This window comes from Achromobacter sp., from assembly GCF_057314935.1.
In genome coordinates, this window is the sequence record NZ_DBHKZA010000031.1 from 55,825 (window position 1) to 68,195 (window position 12,371).

Annotated in this window: 13 protein-coding genes; 3 read left to right on the plus strand and 10 right to left on the minus strand. The window is 65.7% G+C overall.

Annotated features, from left to right (window positions below):
- Positions 1–672, plus strand: a 672-nt coding sequence (locus tag ACO6D5_RS13720; protein WP_485825682.1) for a bestrophin-like domain, incomplete at its 5' end; no start/stop codon positions are given.
- 78 nt (positions 673–750) lie between these two features.
- On the opposite strand, the gene ACO6D5_RS13725 is transcribed toward ACO6D5_RS13720, so the two are convergent.
- Positions 751–1,194: a DUF695 domain-containing protein gene (locus tag ACO6D5_RS13725; protein ID WP_485825683.1), complete on the minus strand. Its 444-nt coding sequence runs from the start codon at positions 1,192–1,194 to the stop codon at positions 751–753.
- 52 nt (positions 1,195–1,246) lie between these two features.
- Entirely contained in the window at positions 1,247–1,780 is a 534-nt protein-coding gene (locus ACO6D5_RS13730) for a hypothetical protein (protein WP_485825684.1), read from the minus strand.
- A gap of 36 nt (positions 1,781–1,816) precedes the next feature.
- Between ACO6D5_RS13730 and ACO6D5_RS13735 the strand changes: the two genes are divergently transcribed.
- Positions 1,817–2,551 (plus strand): SDR family oxidoreductase, encoded by a 735-nt coding sequence (locus ACO6D5_RS13735; protein ID WP_485825685.1) that lies wholly within the window; start codon positions 1,817–1,819, stop codon positions 2,549–2,551.
- Here the strand turns inward: ACO6D5_RS13735 and ACO6D5_RS13740 are convergent.
- The 8 genes from ACO6D5_RS13740 to fabG all read right to left on the minus strand — a co-directional run bounded on the left by ACO6D5_RS13740 (position 2,486) and on the right by fabG (position 11,102).
- Positions 2,486–3,439, minus strand: coding sequence for a LysR family transcriptional regulator (locus tag ACO6D5_RS13740; protein ID WP_485825686.1), 954 nt, complete (start codon positions 3,437–3,439; stop codon positions 2,486–2,488). The genes ACO6D5_RS13735 and ACO6D5_RS13740 overlap by 66 nt on opposite strands.
- 222 nt (positions 3,440–3,661) lie before the next feature.
- Complete coding sequence (locus ACO6D5_RS13745; protein WP_485825687.1) at positions 3,662–4,486, minus strand: enoyl-CoA hydratase/isomerase family protein; 825 nt, start codon at positions 4,484–4,486, stop codon at positions 3,662–3,664.
- A gap of 62 nt (positions 4,487–4,548) precedes the next feature.
- On the minus strand, positions 4,549–5,679 hold the full coding sequence (locus ACO6D5_RS13750) for a CaiB/BaiF CoA transferase family protein (RefSeq protein WP_485825688.1): 1,131 nt from the start codon (positions 5,677–5,679) through the stop codon (positions 4,549–4,551).
- 28 nt (positions 5,680–5,707) lie between these two features.
- The gene (locus tag ACO6D5_RS13755) at positions 5,708–6,445 is read right to left on the minus strand and encodes an IclR family transcriptional regulator (RefSeq protein ID WP_315529335.1); all 738 of its coding nucleotides are present in this window, start codon (positions 6,443–6,445) and stop codon (positions 5,708–5,710) included.
- Positions 6,446–6,494: 49 nt separating this feature from the next.
- On the minus strand, positions 6,495–7,649 hold the full coding sequence (locus tag ACO6D5_RS13760; protein WP_485825689.1) for an acyl-CoA dehydrogenase family protein: 1,155 nt from the start codon (positions 7,647–7,649) through the stop codon (positions 6,495–6,497).
- Positions 7,650–7,694: 45 nt separating this feature from the next.
- Complete coding sequence (locus ACO6D5_RS13765; protein ID WP_485825690.1) at positions 7,695–9,824, minus strand: acetate--CoA ligase family protein; 2,130 nt, start codon at positions 9,822–9,824, stop codon at positions 7,695–7,697.
- Positions 9,821–10,309 (minus strand): MaoC/PaaZ C-terminal domain-containing protein, encoded by a 489-nt coding sequence (locus tag ACO6D5_RS13770; RefSeq protein WP_485825691.1) that lies wholly within the window; start codon positions 10,307–10,309, stop codon positions 9,821–9,823. The genes ACO6D5_RS13765 and ACO6D5_RS13770 overlap by 4 nt, the downstream gene beginning before the upstream one ends.
- Positions 10,310–10,349: 40 nt before the next feature.
- Positions 10,350–11,102 carry a 3-oxoacyl-ACP reductase FabG gene (gene fabG, locus ACO6D5_RS13775; RefSeq protein WP_485825692.1) on the minus strand — a complete coding sequence of 251 codons (753 nt, stop codon included), beginning with the start codon at positions 11,100–11,102 and terminating at the stop codon, positions 10,350–10,352.
- 225 nt (positions 11,103–11,327) lie between these two features.
- Between fabG and ACO6D5_RS13780 the strand changes: the two genes are divergently transcribed.
- Positions 11,328–12,293, plus strand: coding sequence for a Bug family tripartite tricarboxylate transporter substrate binding protein (locus ACO6D5_RS13780; RefSeq protein ID WP_485825693.1), 966 nt, complete (start codon positions 11,328–11,330; stop codon positions 12,291–12,293).
- The last annotated feature ends 78 nt before the right edge of the window (positions 12,294–12,371 follow it).

Here is a 12,371-nt window from a genome sequence, read left to right on the forward strand (position 1 = left end):
GCGGGATCCGCCGCCATCGAAGCGTCCGTCTTCGCGTTGCTGGGCCTGTTGATCGCGTTCACATTCTCCGGCGCCGCGCAACGGATGGCCGACCGCCGGAATCTGCTGGTGGCGGAGGTGAACGCCATCGGCACCGCGTGGTTGCGCATCGACCTGCTCAGCGCCGGCGATCAACCCGCCTTGCGCGAACAGTTCAGGCAGTATGTGGACGAGCGGATCAACTATTACCGGCACGTGGCGGATCTGGACGGGCGCGACGCGATCGCGGCGAAAGTCGGGGACATCCAGAAGCAGATCTGGCGGACGTCCATTGCCGCCGCCCAGAACGCCGTGCCGCCCTTTGCCGCGTCCTACATCGGTGCCGTCAACGACATGTTCGACGTATCCACGGCGCAGATCGTTGCGCAGAAAGTCCATCCGCCCGCCATGACGTACCTGTTCCTGGGATTCCTGGCCTTGATCTGCGCTTGCCTGATCGGCGTGAACCTGGCGGATGCCAAGCGGGACACCTGGTTCCACCAGATCATCTACGCGATCGTCATGACCGCCGCGCTGTACATCATCATCGATTTCGAGTTCCCGCGGATCGGCGCCATACGTATCGACCAAAGCGATGCGCTGCTGACGGCGCAACGGGAATCGATGGGCGATCCGACGGCCGCGCGGCGGTGACGGCGGGAGAGGGCTGGACCGCCGCGCAGAGGGCCATTTCCGTCTCTGGCGCCGATCCGATGGGGGGGCGAACGACCTTCAATGCACCTGTTCAGAGCCTTCAGGCTGTAATTCCGACAGGGCATTCCAATCCGGGTCCTTGAACATGCGCAGGTTGAGGGGATAGACCGGATGTCCCGCCAGGCAGGCGTTGAACGCGTCGAGGAAGGCTTCGACGTCTTTGGTGTAGTAACGCCACTCCTTCACGTGATTGCCTGTCAGGCACGCCACCTGCACACCCACATCGGAGTTCTCGAAGCCTTGCTCGATGGCTTCTTCAAAGCGATTGGTGTGCTGCTTGTCTTCGTCATTGGGCATGCCGGACTCGATGCCGGCATAGGGCCACGAGATGATGATCAGGTTCTCATGGATCTGGCGATCAGGCGCCGAGGGCAGCCCGGTACGGAAACGAATGATGACCGACAAACCGTTGACGCGGGTTTCGCCCACGGCCCACATATCGCCGGGAAAAATGCTGCTCATTGAATAAATTCCTGCATGAAAGCCGAACCGACGGGTTCGGTGTTTGGTACTGCTACTTGTCTCGCGACGTGGAAAAGAACGTTCCGCCTTGGCCATCCGGTGTCAAGGTCACCTTGAACGGAATCTGCTGGTCGCACAGCTGCACGATCCAGCGTTCATCGACGCTTCCGTACTGCCGGGACGCGGCCGAATTGCCGGTGCCGACCGGATTGATCTTCACGACCTCGGTTTGGATCGCGTCGATCTTTTGGCAATTCGATTGTATTTGCGCTTGCATGGAAATGGTCCGGGCAACGTCCGCTTTCAACGTTGCGCCCGCGTGCGTGTTGCCGGTGATGGGGACGTTGGCCTGCGGAGTGGCGCAAGCGGCAAGCGCACAAGCGGAGGCGGCAACGATAAGCGCGCGCAAAAGGTTGTTCATGATGATTCCCTTGTCGGTCGGTTGATGCTGTCGGACGAAATGGCGGATGACGTCGGACGGACCGGCTTGAGAATACCGCAGATGCGGATCCGCATCGGAAGGGCCGATGGCTCGATCGGACATTCCTTCTGGCACCCGGCCGCGCGTCGCGCCACCATCGCGCATTCCAATATTCCAAACACGGTCTTCAAGGAAATGAGCATGGATAACAGTCTTGCGGGACAACGCATCGTGGTCGTCGGCGGCAGTTCGGGCATGGGGCTGGCCCTCAGCGCGCGGCTGCTGCGCATGCATTGCGAGGTGGCGATCGTGAGCCGATCCCGCGCCAAGCTCGATGCGGCGCGCGCGGCGCTGCGGGAGTTTGGCGCGCCTCGCCTGCATCAGGCGGATGTGACGAGCGAGACGCAAGTGCAGCGGCTGTTCGAAGAATCTGGTCCGGTGGACCACCTGGTCTGCACCGCTGCCGACATACGTGGCGCCTACGAGTTGCTGCCGCAACTGTCGCTGGATGCGCTGGACCGGGCCATCCGCTCGAAGGTCGTCGCGCCCATCCTGCTGGCCCGACATGGCGCTCCGCGTATGTCGCCGCACGGATCCATTACCCTGACTTCCGGCATCGCCGCCTACCGGCCCAGGCCGAAGGGTGTGGCCGTGGCGGCGATCAATGCCGCACTGGAAGGCGTCGTGCGCGCCATGGCCGTCGAGCTTGCGCCATTGCGGATCAATGCGGTATCGCCGGGCTGGGTCCGCACGCCGATCTGGAATGATGTGGCCGGCGCCGACAGTGAACCGCTCTTGGCATCGATGGCCGAGCGGCTTCCGGTAGGCAGGGTCGGCACCGGCGACGATATCGCCGATGCCATCGTCTTCCTACTTGGCAACGGCTACACGACCGGCACCGTGCTGCATGTCGATGGCGGGCATCGGCTCGTCTGAGCCTGTTGCCGCCAGCCGGATCATCTCGATGAACGCGGCCATCTGGCGCGTGGGCGCGCGATCCAGGGTGAGAAGACAGATGGGAAGCCCTTCTCCCGTGGCCGACAACGGCCGCCACTGGACGCGCGCCGCGGCGGCTGCCGGGTCCATCGCCATCCGTGGCAGGATCGATACCCCGAGGCCCGCGGCCACCATCTGCATCAGGGCCGGTACGCCGTCAGCGGTACCTCGGATACGGGGCCGCGCCGGGGCGTCCTGCAACAGGGCTTCCAGGTATTCCCGATACCGGCACCCTTCCATCGTGACGACCAGTGGAAACGCCGCAAGCGCCTCCGAGGGGATGTCAGCCATGTGACTGAGTGGATGGGCAGGGGGAAAAACGACCACGGGCATGTCCCGCGCAATGACTTCCGCCCGCAGCTTGACGTCGTGCGCCGGCCAGCCGTGCACCAGGCCGAGGTCGGCCGTTCCATCGAGCACTGCCTGCGCCGTCGCCAGGGAGTTTCTTTCCTGGACGGCGACCTGCGCGTCGGGATGCATGTTTGCAAAGTGCAGCAGTTTCGGAAGCAGTACGCTGGTGCACAAGGTTTGCGGGGCGGCGACCCGGATCGTGCCGCCGGGGTCGTCCACGTTGTCGCGCACCGCTCGGTAGGCATCATCGGCCATGGCAAGCAACTCGCGCGCGCGAACAGCCAGTTTTTCTCCGGCTGCGGTAAGTTGCAGCCGATTGTTCCGGCGGATGAACAGCGCCTGGCCGACGCTTTCTTCAAGCGCCCGTATCTGTTCCGTCACGCTAGGCTGGGACAGGTGTACGCGCTTGGCGGCCTGTGTGAAGCTCAACGTTTCCACTGCCGCGACGAAGATTTTCAGCTGCCGTAGTTGGAACATGGGGGTGGGCCGAGTGGGGCGGCCCGGGGGAGGGGCCTCGGGATGCGGTACGAGGCCCTCCGCCAGGCGAATGGCGATGTGATTGCCGAGTTTACGTCAACGCGCCCCGGCCCACGGTATCCCGATGCCGATCAGCGACATCGTTGGACCCCGTCTGCCGCGGCGAGCGACGGGCCGGGTTGATTCGCGGTCTGCGTGACCGATCAGACGCGCAATGGCCTGTCAGGCATTCGCCGCGGGCCATTGGAAGCGCTGCGCCACCTTGTCGAGAAAGCGGGCGGCGGCTTCGCGGTGATACTCGGAGGAACGCGCCACGCCCTGGCCTGCCGCCTCCATGTCCAGCATGGTGTGCAGATCACTGTTGAGCGAGGCATTGAAGCCGCGCTTGGTGATCGCCAGCGCCGCCATCGGCAGTTCGACCATGGACAGCGCGATCTGCCGCGCGCGCTCGTGGATCAGCTCCTGCGGCTGGATCTCGAACACGATGCCCATCTCCTTGGCTTCCTGCGCCTGGAACTCGCGGGTGGAAAAGGCCAGCTCCTTGGCCCGCTGCAGGCCCACCATGCGCGGCAGCGTGTACATCGTGGCGCAGTCGGGGATGGCCCCCAGCCGCAGGAACGACAGGCAAAAGCGCGCGCGCGGCGATGCCAGGATCAGGTCGGCGGTCAGGGCCAGGCCCAACCCGGCGCCATAGGCCGGCCCGTCCACTGCCGCGATCACCGGCCGGTCCAGCGTGATCAGGCCTTCTATCGTCAGGAGCAGGCTGGCCATGCGCTCCCGCGCTTGCTCGGCGGAACCCCCGGACCCCATGGTGGAGATGTCGCCGCCGGAGCAGAAGGCGCCGCCGGCGCCCGCCAGGATCACGACGCGAATGCCGCGGTCGCGCCGGATTGCGTCCACCAGGTGGGCCAGCTCCTCGCGCATGGTCAGGTCCAGCGCGTTTTTCTGAGCAGGGCGGTTGAGGGTGATGGTGGCGACGCCGCCTTCGACGGCATAGAGCAGGGTCTTGAACTCGCTAGAGATGACTTGCATCGTATCGTTCTCCATGTCTGCGTCCCGTGATGGCCGGGCCGCGCTCGCGAGCCTGGCCGCAAGCTGCCGCGGGCCCGTCAGGCGATGGCGCCGCGGTCGCGCAAGGCCTGGATCTCGTTTTGGGCCAGACCCAGTTCCGCCAGCAGTTCTTCCGTGTGCTCGCCCGGCTTGGGCACGGCGCCGGCCCGCCCCGGCGTGCGCGACAAGCGCGGCGCGGGGGCGGGGTGTACCGTGCCGCCGGTTTCGACGAAGCTGCCGCGCGCCTGGTGATGGTGATGTCGCGGCGCTTCCTCGAAGTCGAGCACGGGCGCGAAGCAGGCGTCCGTGCCTTCGAGCAGGGAGCACCATTGCTCGCGGGTCTTGCCGGCGATGATGCCCGCCAGCTTGGCGCGCAGCTGCGGCCATTGGGCCCGATCCCATTGGTGCTGGAAATCCGGGTCGTCGATGCCGCAGCGTTCCAGCAGCAGGCGGTAGAACTGGGGTTCGATGGCGCCGATGGAGACGTACTTGCCGTCGGCGCAGGTGTAGCAGCCGTAGAAGTGGGCGCCGCCATCCAGCATGTTGGACTGGCGCTGGTTGACCCAGCTGCCATCCTGCAGCTTGCCGTGGTAGGCGCTGGCCAGCAGGGAGGCGCCGTCGCAGATGGCCGCGTCCACCACCTGGCCCCGGCCGGTGCGGCCGGCTTCGAGCAGGCCGCACAGAACGCCGAAGGCCAGCATCATGGCGCCGCCGCCCATGTCGCCGACCAGGTGCAGCGGCGGCGCGGGCGGCAGCTCGGCCTGCCCCATGGCGTGCAGGACACCGGTGATGGCGATGTAGTTCAGATCATGCCCGGCCGACTGCGCCAGCGGGCCGTCCTGCCCCCAGCCGGTCATGCGTCCATATACCAGCCGCGGATTGCGGGCCAGGCATTCGTCGGGTCCCAGGCCCAGCCGTTCCATGACGCCCGGGCGGAACCCTTCGAGCAGGGCGTGGGCCTTGTCCAGCAGCCGCAACACGATGCCGGCCGCGCCAGGCTGCTTGAGGTCCAGCGCGATCGTGCGGCGGCCCCTGTCGATAATGGTGCCGCCGCCGCCCAGGAATCCGGGCGTCAGCCGGTCAATGCGGATCACGTCCGCGCCCATGTCCGCCAACATCATGGCGCAGAACGGGCCGGGCCCTATGCCGGCCATTTCCACCACCGTAAATCCGCTCAGAGGACCAGCCATGTCTATCGTCACTCCATGATTGCGTGCTTTAAGACTCGAAGAACTCGGCCCGCGCGTCCAGGATGATCTGGACGTATTTCTCCATGTTGGCGTCCATGCGGTGGGTGGGGCCGACAATGGACAGCGCCGTCAGCTGGCCGCCCACGCGCCCCGCGATGCCAACGGCCGACACGCCTTCATTGCCCTCGTCGCGGCTGTTGAAGTAGCGCTTGGCCAGCTGCGATTCGATCTGCGCACGCAACGTATCCGGGTTGGTGATGCTGCTGGCCGTGACGTGCTCGAACGGTAGTGTGTCGATGAGCGCGTTGCGTTCCGTCGCGTCCATCTCGCCCAGCAAGGCCTTGCCCAGCGCCGCGACTTGCAGGTCGAAGGTGGTGCCGGGCTGCACCACGTAGCGCAACGCGCGCGGGCTCTCCTGGCTGGCGTAGATCTTCACTTTGTTGCCGTCGAGGAGGCCGCACATCGAGGACTCGCCGGACTGGCGCGTCAGGATCTCCAGGGCTTCGGATGCAAAGGCCTGAAGCGGGTCGGCCGCCGAGATGCCTTGCGCCACGTCGAGCAGCCTGCCGGTTGGGTGGAAGTAGCGCGATTTCGGCGTGCGCAGCAGATAGCCGGCCTGGCGCAGCGTGTAGAGCAGGTCCGAGCAACTGCTGTCGGCAAGATCGAGAAAACGCGCCATTTCCGAATTCGTCAGGGGACGGCGTTCCCGCGCATAGACTTCGAAGACTTGCAGCACACGTTGCGCGGTAGGGAGAATTTGCGGCATAGGATGTCGGTGTTGAGTGGGGTGCCGGCCGGGGCGTTGGCGTAGCCGGTCATTTCAAGGCGGATATGCCCAATACGCTCTGCGCCATGAGCAAGGCTTGAATCTGGTTGGTGCCTTCGGCAATGCTCAGGTGGCGGGCGTCGCGGTAATAACGCTCGACCGGGAAAAGCGTGGTGTAGCCCGCGCCGCCATGCACCTGCATGGACAGTTCCGCCACGCGTAACACGGCATCGGTGGCGTGGCGCTTGGCCATCGAACATAGCATCTGGCTGTCGGCGGCGTCGCGGTCCAGCGCGTCGGCAGCGCGCCAGCACAGCAGGCGCGAGGTCTCGACCAGCGTCATCATGTCGGCGATCATATGCTGCACCAGCTGGAAGCCGCCTATGGGCCGGCCGAACTGGACCCGGTCGCCGGCGTATTTTACCGCCGCTTCATAAGCGGCCTCGGCAATGCCCAACGCGGAGAACGCCACCACGCAGCGGCCGATGTTGAGGTATTTCTTGGCCAGCGCGAAGCCCTTGCCCTCAATGCCGATCAGGTTGTCCGCCGGGATCTCCACGTCTTCGAACAGCAGTTCGCCCAGCGGGCAGCTCAGCATGCCCATCTTGTGGATGGGGCTGGACGAGAAGCCCGCCATGGCGCGCTCGAACAGCAGGCAGGAAACGCCGCGTTCGCCGCTTTGCCGCTGGGTTTGCACGAACACCACGCCCAGCTCGCATACCGTGCCCAGGCTGATGTAGAGCTTGCGGCCATTGACCCGCCAGCCGGTCGCGGTTTGGACGGCGCGGGTTTCGACGTTGGCGGCATCCGAACCGATGTTGGGTTCGCTGAGGGCGAAGCTGGCGATCGCGTCGCCCGCCAGGACCCGCGGCAGGTATTTTTCCTTGAGATGGGGCGAGCCGCCGTCGCTCAGCACCGAGGCAGCGAGATTGCTGGTGCTGACGATGCTGCGCAGCGATGGCCAGACGCGCGCCAGCTCGGCGATCAGCATGCCGTAGGTCGTCATGGGCAAGCCATAGCCTCCATCCTTTTCCTGCAGCATGCCGCCCAGCAGGCCGAAGTCGCGCATGGCGCGGACCATGTCTTGCGGCACCACGCGGGCTTCGGCTTCGTAGCGGTTGACGATCGGCGCGACCTCGGCGGCCAGGTACCGGCGCAGCGAGTCGCGCAGTTCGATCTGGGTGGAGTCCAGTGAGAAGTCCATGCGAGTCCTAGGCGAGTATGTTTTTGAAAAAGAGTGCGGCGACGCTCATGGTTGGCGTTGCCCCAGGGCAGGGTCGGCGCCGGGGTGCAAGCCGATCAACGCGTCCAGCGGCGTCGCGCCTTGTCCTTCGGCGCCGACCCAGACCGGGTTGAGCTCCAATTCCTGCAAGGCATCGCGGTGGCTCCAGGCGAAGTCCGATACCCGAAGGATCAGGTCCTCCAGGGCCGTAAGGTCGGCGGGCGCCTGGCCCCGCACGCCCTTGAGCACGTCGGCGTAGCGGAGCTCGCCGAGCAGCGCACGCGCGTCGTCGCGCGACAGCGGTACCATGCGGTGGGCCACGTCGCGGATGGTCTCGACGAAGATGCCGCCCAGGCCAAAGGTCAGCACCAAGCCGAAGGCCGCGTCGCGATGCACGCCGACCAGCACCTCGCGGCCGCCTGGCGGCAGCATGCGCTCCACCAGGATGCCGTCGATGGCGGCATCGGGGCGATGGCGCGCGACGGACTCGTGGATGGCGGCATAGGCATCCTGCGCCGCGCCGGCGCTGGCGATGCCCAGCTTGACGCCGCCCGCTTCGGTCTTGTGCGCGATCTGGGCGCTGACCACCTTCATCACCACGGGAAAACCCAGGCGCTCGGCTTCCTGGGCCGCCTGCGCGGCGCTGGCGACCACCACCCCTTCAGGTATCGGCAGGCCGGCTGCACGCAGAAGGGACTTGGCGGCGGCTTCGCTGAGCATGCAAGCCTTGCTGGCCGCGGCTGCCTCCTGTTGGGGCGGGGCGGCGCTTTCTCGAGCGGACGCCTTCCACGGGAGAGCCTTGGACAGGGCCGCGATCGCGTCCGATAGCGACAGGAAGGGCAACAGGCCGGCCGTCTCCAGCAACTGGAAGCCGCCGCCCAGGCGCCGACTCATCCAGACCGGCACGATCAAGGTGTCGGTTTCGGCCGCCACCGTGGCAATGGCCTGGGCCATGCCGTCGGTGATGGAACCGTAATCCATGGGGATAGGGAACAGGACCGTGCCCACCCCGGGGTCGGCGCAGATCGCGCGCAGACAGGCGGCCGAGGCTTCCGGGTTGCGCAGGATGTCCGCGGTGGTGTCGACGGGATTGTCCATGCTGGCGAAGTCCGGCAGCAGCTTGCGCAGGGCGGTCTTGGTTTCGGGCGCGAACACGGCCATCGGCAGGCCGGCCGCGCCGGCGATGTCGGCCGCCAGCGCGGCGGTGCCGCCCGAGAAGGTATAGATGCACAAGCCGTTGCCGCTCTTGGGCGTGATCCGCGTCAGCAGGCGCGAGGCCGCCAGCAATTGGTCCAGGTCGTCCACCTCAATGGCGCCGAACTGTCGGAACACGGCGCTGTTGACGGCGGCGGTACCGGCCACCGACGCGGTGTGCGACTGCGCCGCGCGCACCCCCGCTTCCGAGCGCCCGACCTTCAGCACCACCACCGGCTTATTGCGGGCGCGCGCCAGCTCCAGCGCGGCGGTCAGCCTTCGGCCGTGCTTGACACCTTCCATCAGCAGGGCGATTACGCTGATCTTCGGATCGTTCGCCATGTGCGCGATAAAGTCGGGAATTTCCAGGTCCACCTCATTGCCGGCGGAAAACCACAGGCCCACGCCCTGGCCGAAAGACAGGCCCTGCAGCAGGTTGCGGCCCAGTCCGCCGCCCTGGGTCGCCAGGCCGATCGAGCCGGTGTTCAGATCGTCCTTGAAAGCGGGCGAGAAAGTCATGCCCAGCCGGTCGCGCACATTCACGAAGCCGGGGCAGTTCGGTCCGTAGACGTGCAGGCCGGTGGCCTCGCACAGTTCGGCGATCTCGCGTTCGAGCCGCTGGCCTGCCTCGCCCGCTTCCGAAAAGCCGGACGTCATGACCACGGCGAAGGGAATCCCGCGCGCCGCGCATTGCCGCAAGGCATCCAGTACCAGCGTGGCGTTGATCATGATCAGCGCCACGTCGATCTCGGCCTCGGGCAGGGCGCTGAGGGAGGGCCAGCACGGCCGTCCGCCGATTTCCTGGTAGGCCGGGTTGACCGCGTACACCTCGCCGGACACCGACGAATGCAGTACCAGGTTGTCGTACAGGCGGCGCCCCTGGCTGGATTCGCGGGCGGAGGCGCCGACCACGGCCACGTTGCGCGGATTGATGAAGCGGCTCAGATCTGCAAACGGTTTCATGCCGCGACCTCCATGGACCGCAGAATCATCGCGAAGTCGGCCTGAACCACTACCTCGCCGCGCTGGTTGATGGCTTCGCGCCGGAACACCACCTTGTCCTTGCCTGGGCGGTATTGCCCGGTCTTTTCCGTCACGGTCACCCGCACCACGATGGTGTCGCCGATGAAGGTGGGTTTGGGAAAGCGGCAATGGATGTCGATTAGCGCCAGCACATAGGGCTCCAGTTGGCGGTAGCCGCTGGACTGGGTGGTCAGCCCGGACAGCACGGACAGCACCAGCAGCCCGTGGGCGATGCGTCGGCCGAAAGGCGTGGCGCTGGCGTATTCGTGGTCGACGTGCAGGCGATTGAAGTCGCCGGACAGGCAGGCGAAGTTGACGATGTCGCTCTCGGTAATGGTGCGGCCGGCGGATTCGAAACAATGGCCGACGTCCAGGGGCTGCCGGACGGGAAGCGGGGACGGGCTGGCAGGGCTAGCGCTTTGCATGGCTGATCGGGTTCCGGAGTGGAGGCGCGGGGAAGGGGGATCAGGAGGCGTAGCGGCCGCCGGTCACGTGCAACAGCTCGCCCGTGATGAAAGACGACCGCTCGGAAGCCAGGAAGGCCACGGCGTTGGCGATGTCCTCGACCGCGCCCAGGCGCGGGACGGGCTGGCACGCCAACGCATTGGCGCGCAGCGTTTCATAGGTGGACAGGCCGCGCACCAGCGGCGTTTCGATCAGCCCCGGGGCGATGGCGTTGGCGGTGATGTTGAATTTGCCCTGTTCCAGCGCCAGCGCGCGGGTGAACCCGATCAGTCCTGCCTTGGCGGCCGAGTAGTTGGTCTGGCCGGGATTGCCCCAGTGCGCGCGCGACGCGATGTTGATGACGCGGCCCCATTTCCTTTCCATCATCGAAGGCAGGGCGGCCTTGGTGCAGTAGTAGGCGCCCTTCAGGATGGTGTCTACGACTGAGTCCCAGTCTTCCACCGGCATCTTGAGCAGGTACTTGTCGCGCGTGAAGCCGGCGTTGTTGACCAGGATGTCGATGCCGCCGAACGCGTGCGCCGCCAGCTCGGCCATGGTCTGGACCTGATCGGGATCGCAGACGTCCAGCACGGCGCCGATGGCATCGTGGCCGGACTGTTTCAGGCTGCCGACCGCCTGTTCCACCGATTCGGGGTTGATATCGGTAATGACGATCCGGGCGCCTTCCTGCGCAAGGGCCAGCGCCGAGGCGTAGCCAATGCCGCGGCCCGAGCCCGTGATGACAGCGACTTTACCGGTGAGTTGCAGGTCCATCTCCATTCCCCTTCTTTAGCTGATAGTGCCCGGCGCCCTGTGCCCGAAATCCGATATCTCGGAATGTGCGCCGAGCAGGTTTGAATTTATTCCGAGGTGCCGAACAAATATACACAACACCGGAAATATTGACAATTATTATCGGCACGTCGTTATACTGTTCGGTATGTCGGAATAAGCTGGCCCGACGTTCCCCTATCTCTAAAAACGGAAGGAGATCGACTCATGGAAATGTTGAAGGGATTGTTGGCCGCGGTACTGAGCCTGACTGCTGTCGGAGCAGCGGGTGCGGCCGACGCTTATCCAGACAAGCCGGTGCGGGTTTACGTCGGCTTTGCACCGGGCGGCGCGACCGACTTGCTCGCCCGTCTGTACGCCAAGAAGCTGGGGGAGCGCTTCAATCAGACGTTCATCGTGGAAAACCGCCCGGGCGCCGGCGGCAACATCGCGATCCAGGCGCTGACGCAGGCCCCGGCCGACGGTTACATCATCGCGATGGCGGCCAACTACGTGGCCGCTAACGCTGCCATGAAGCGCAACCCCTACGACTGGGAGCGCGACCTGATGCCCATAGGCATGGTGGCGTCCACCCCCAACATCCTGGTGGTGCCGCCCGGTTCCAGCATCCAGGGCGTTGACGATTTGATTCGCAAGGCCAAGGCCGGCGGCAACAAGTTGACCTTCGCTTCGGCCGGCATGGGCTCGTCCATTCATCTGGCCGGCGAATTGTTCAAGGTCATGGCCGGGGTCGACATGACCCACGTGCCCTACAAAGGGGTGGCCCCGGCCGAGGTGGACCTGATGTCGGGCACGGTGGACATGATGTTCGGCAGCGTCTCCACCGCGATCCCGCTGGTGCAGTCCAAGAAGCTGCGGGCACTGGCTGTGACGGGGCGCGAACGCATGAAGGCGATGCCGGACCTGCCCACCATCGAAGAGGCCGGCCTCAAAGGCTACGACGTGGAAGCGGTGTACTTCATGGCGGCGCCCGCCAAGGTGCCGGCTCCGGTCCTGAAGAAACTGGCCGACGCCGTCGCTGACATCAACACGCAACCCGATGTGCAGGAGTTCATGGACCGGATCTACGCCCGGCCCTTGACCGGGGGCCCGGAAGATGCGCGCGCTTTCCTGAAGACCGAAGTGCAGAAGTGGCAGGGCGTGGTCGATGCGACCGGCATGAAGGTGGATTGACGCGCAGCAAGCAATCCGCCCAGCGGATTCGAGACAGCGGGCGCCACAAGCCCGCGAGACGAAAACTATCAGGAGACA

Coding starts and splice junctions, on each gene's coding strand:
- ACO6D5_RS13725 (WP_485825683.1), bottom strand. CDS start 1,194: ATGAGCAGCATTTTTCCCGGCGATATGTGGGCCGTGGGCGAAACCCGC.
- ACO6D5_RS13730 (WP_485825684.1), bottom strand. CDS start 1,780: ATGCGCGATGGTGGCGCGACGCGCGGCCGGGTGCCAGAAGGAATGTCC.
- ACO6D5_RS13735 (WP_485825685.1), top strand. CDS start 1,817: ATGGATAACAGTCTTGCGGGACAACGCATCGTGGTCGTCGGCGGCAGT.
- ACO6D5_RS13740 (WP_485825686.1), bottom strand. CDS start 3,439: ATGTTCCAACTACGGCAGCTGAAAATCTTCGTCGCGGCAGTGGAAACG.
- ACO6D5_RS13745 (WP_485825687.1), bottom strand. CDS start 4,486: ATGGAGAACGATACGATGCAAGTCATCTCTAGCGAGTTCAAGACCCTG.
- ACO6D5_RS13750 (WP_485825688.1), bottom strand. CDS start 5,679: ATGGCTGGTCCTCTGAGCGGATTTACGGTGGTGGAAATGGCCGGCATA.
- ACO6D5_RS13755 (WP_315529335.1), bottom strand. CDS start 6,445: ATGCCGCAAATTCTCCCTACCGCGCAACGTGTGCTGCAAGTCTTCGAA.
- ACO6D5_RS13760 (WP_485825689.1), bottom strand. CDS start 7,649: ATGGACTTCTCACTGGACTCCACCCAGATCGAACTGCGCGACTCGCTG.
- ACO6D5_RS13765 (WP_485825690.1), bottom strand. CDS start 9,824: ATGAAACCGTTTGCAGATCTGAGCCGCTTCATCAATCCGCGCAACGTG.
- ACO6D5_RS13770 (WP_485825691.1), bottom strand. CDS start 10,309: ATGCAAAGCGCTAGCCCTGCCAGCCCGTCCCCGCTTCCCGTCCGGCAG.
- fabG (WP_485825692.1), bottom strand. CDS start 11,102: ATGGACCTGCAACTCACCGGTAAAGTCGCTGTCATCACGGGCTCGGGC.
- ACO6D5_RS13780 (WP_485825693.1), top strand. CDS start 11,328: ATGGAAATGTTGAAGGGATTGTTGGCCGCGGTACTGAGCCTGACTGCT.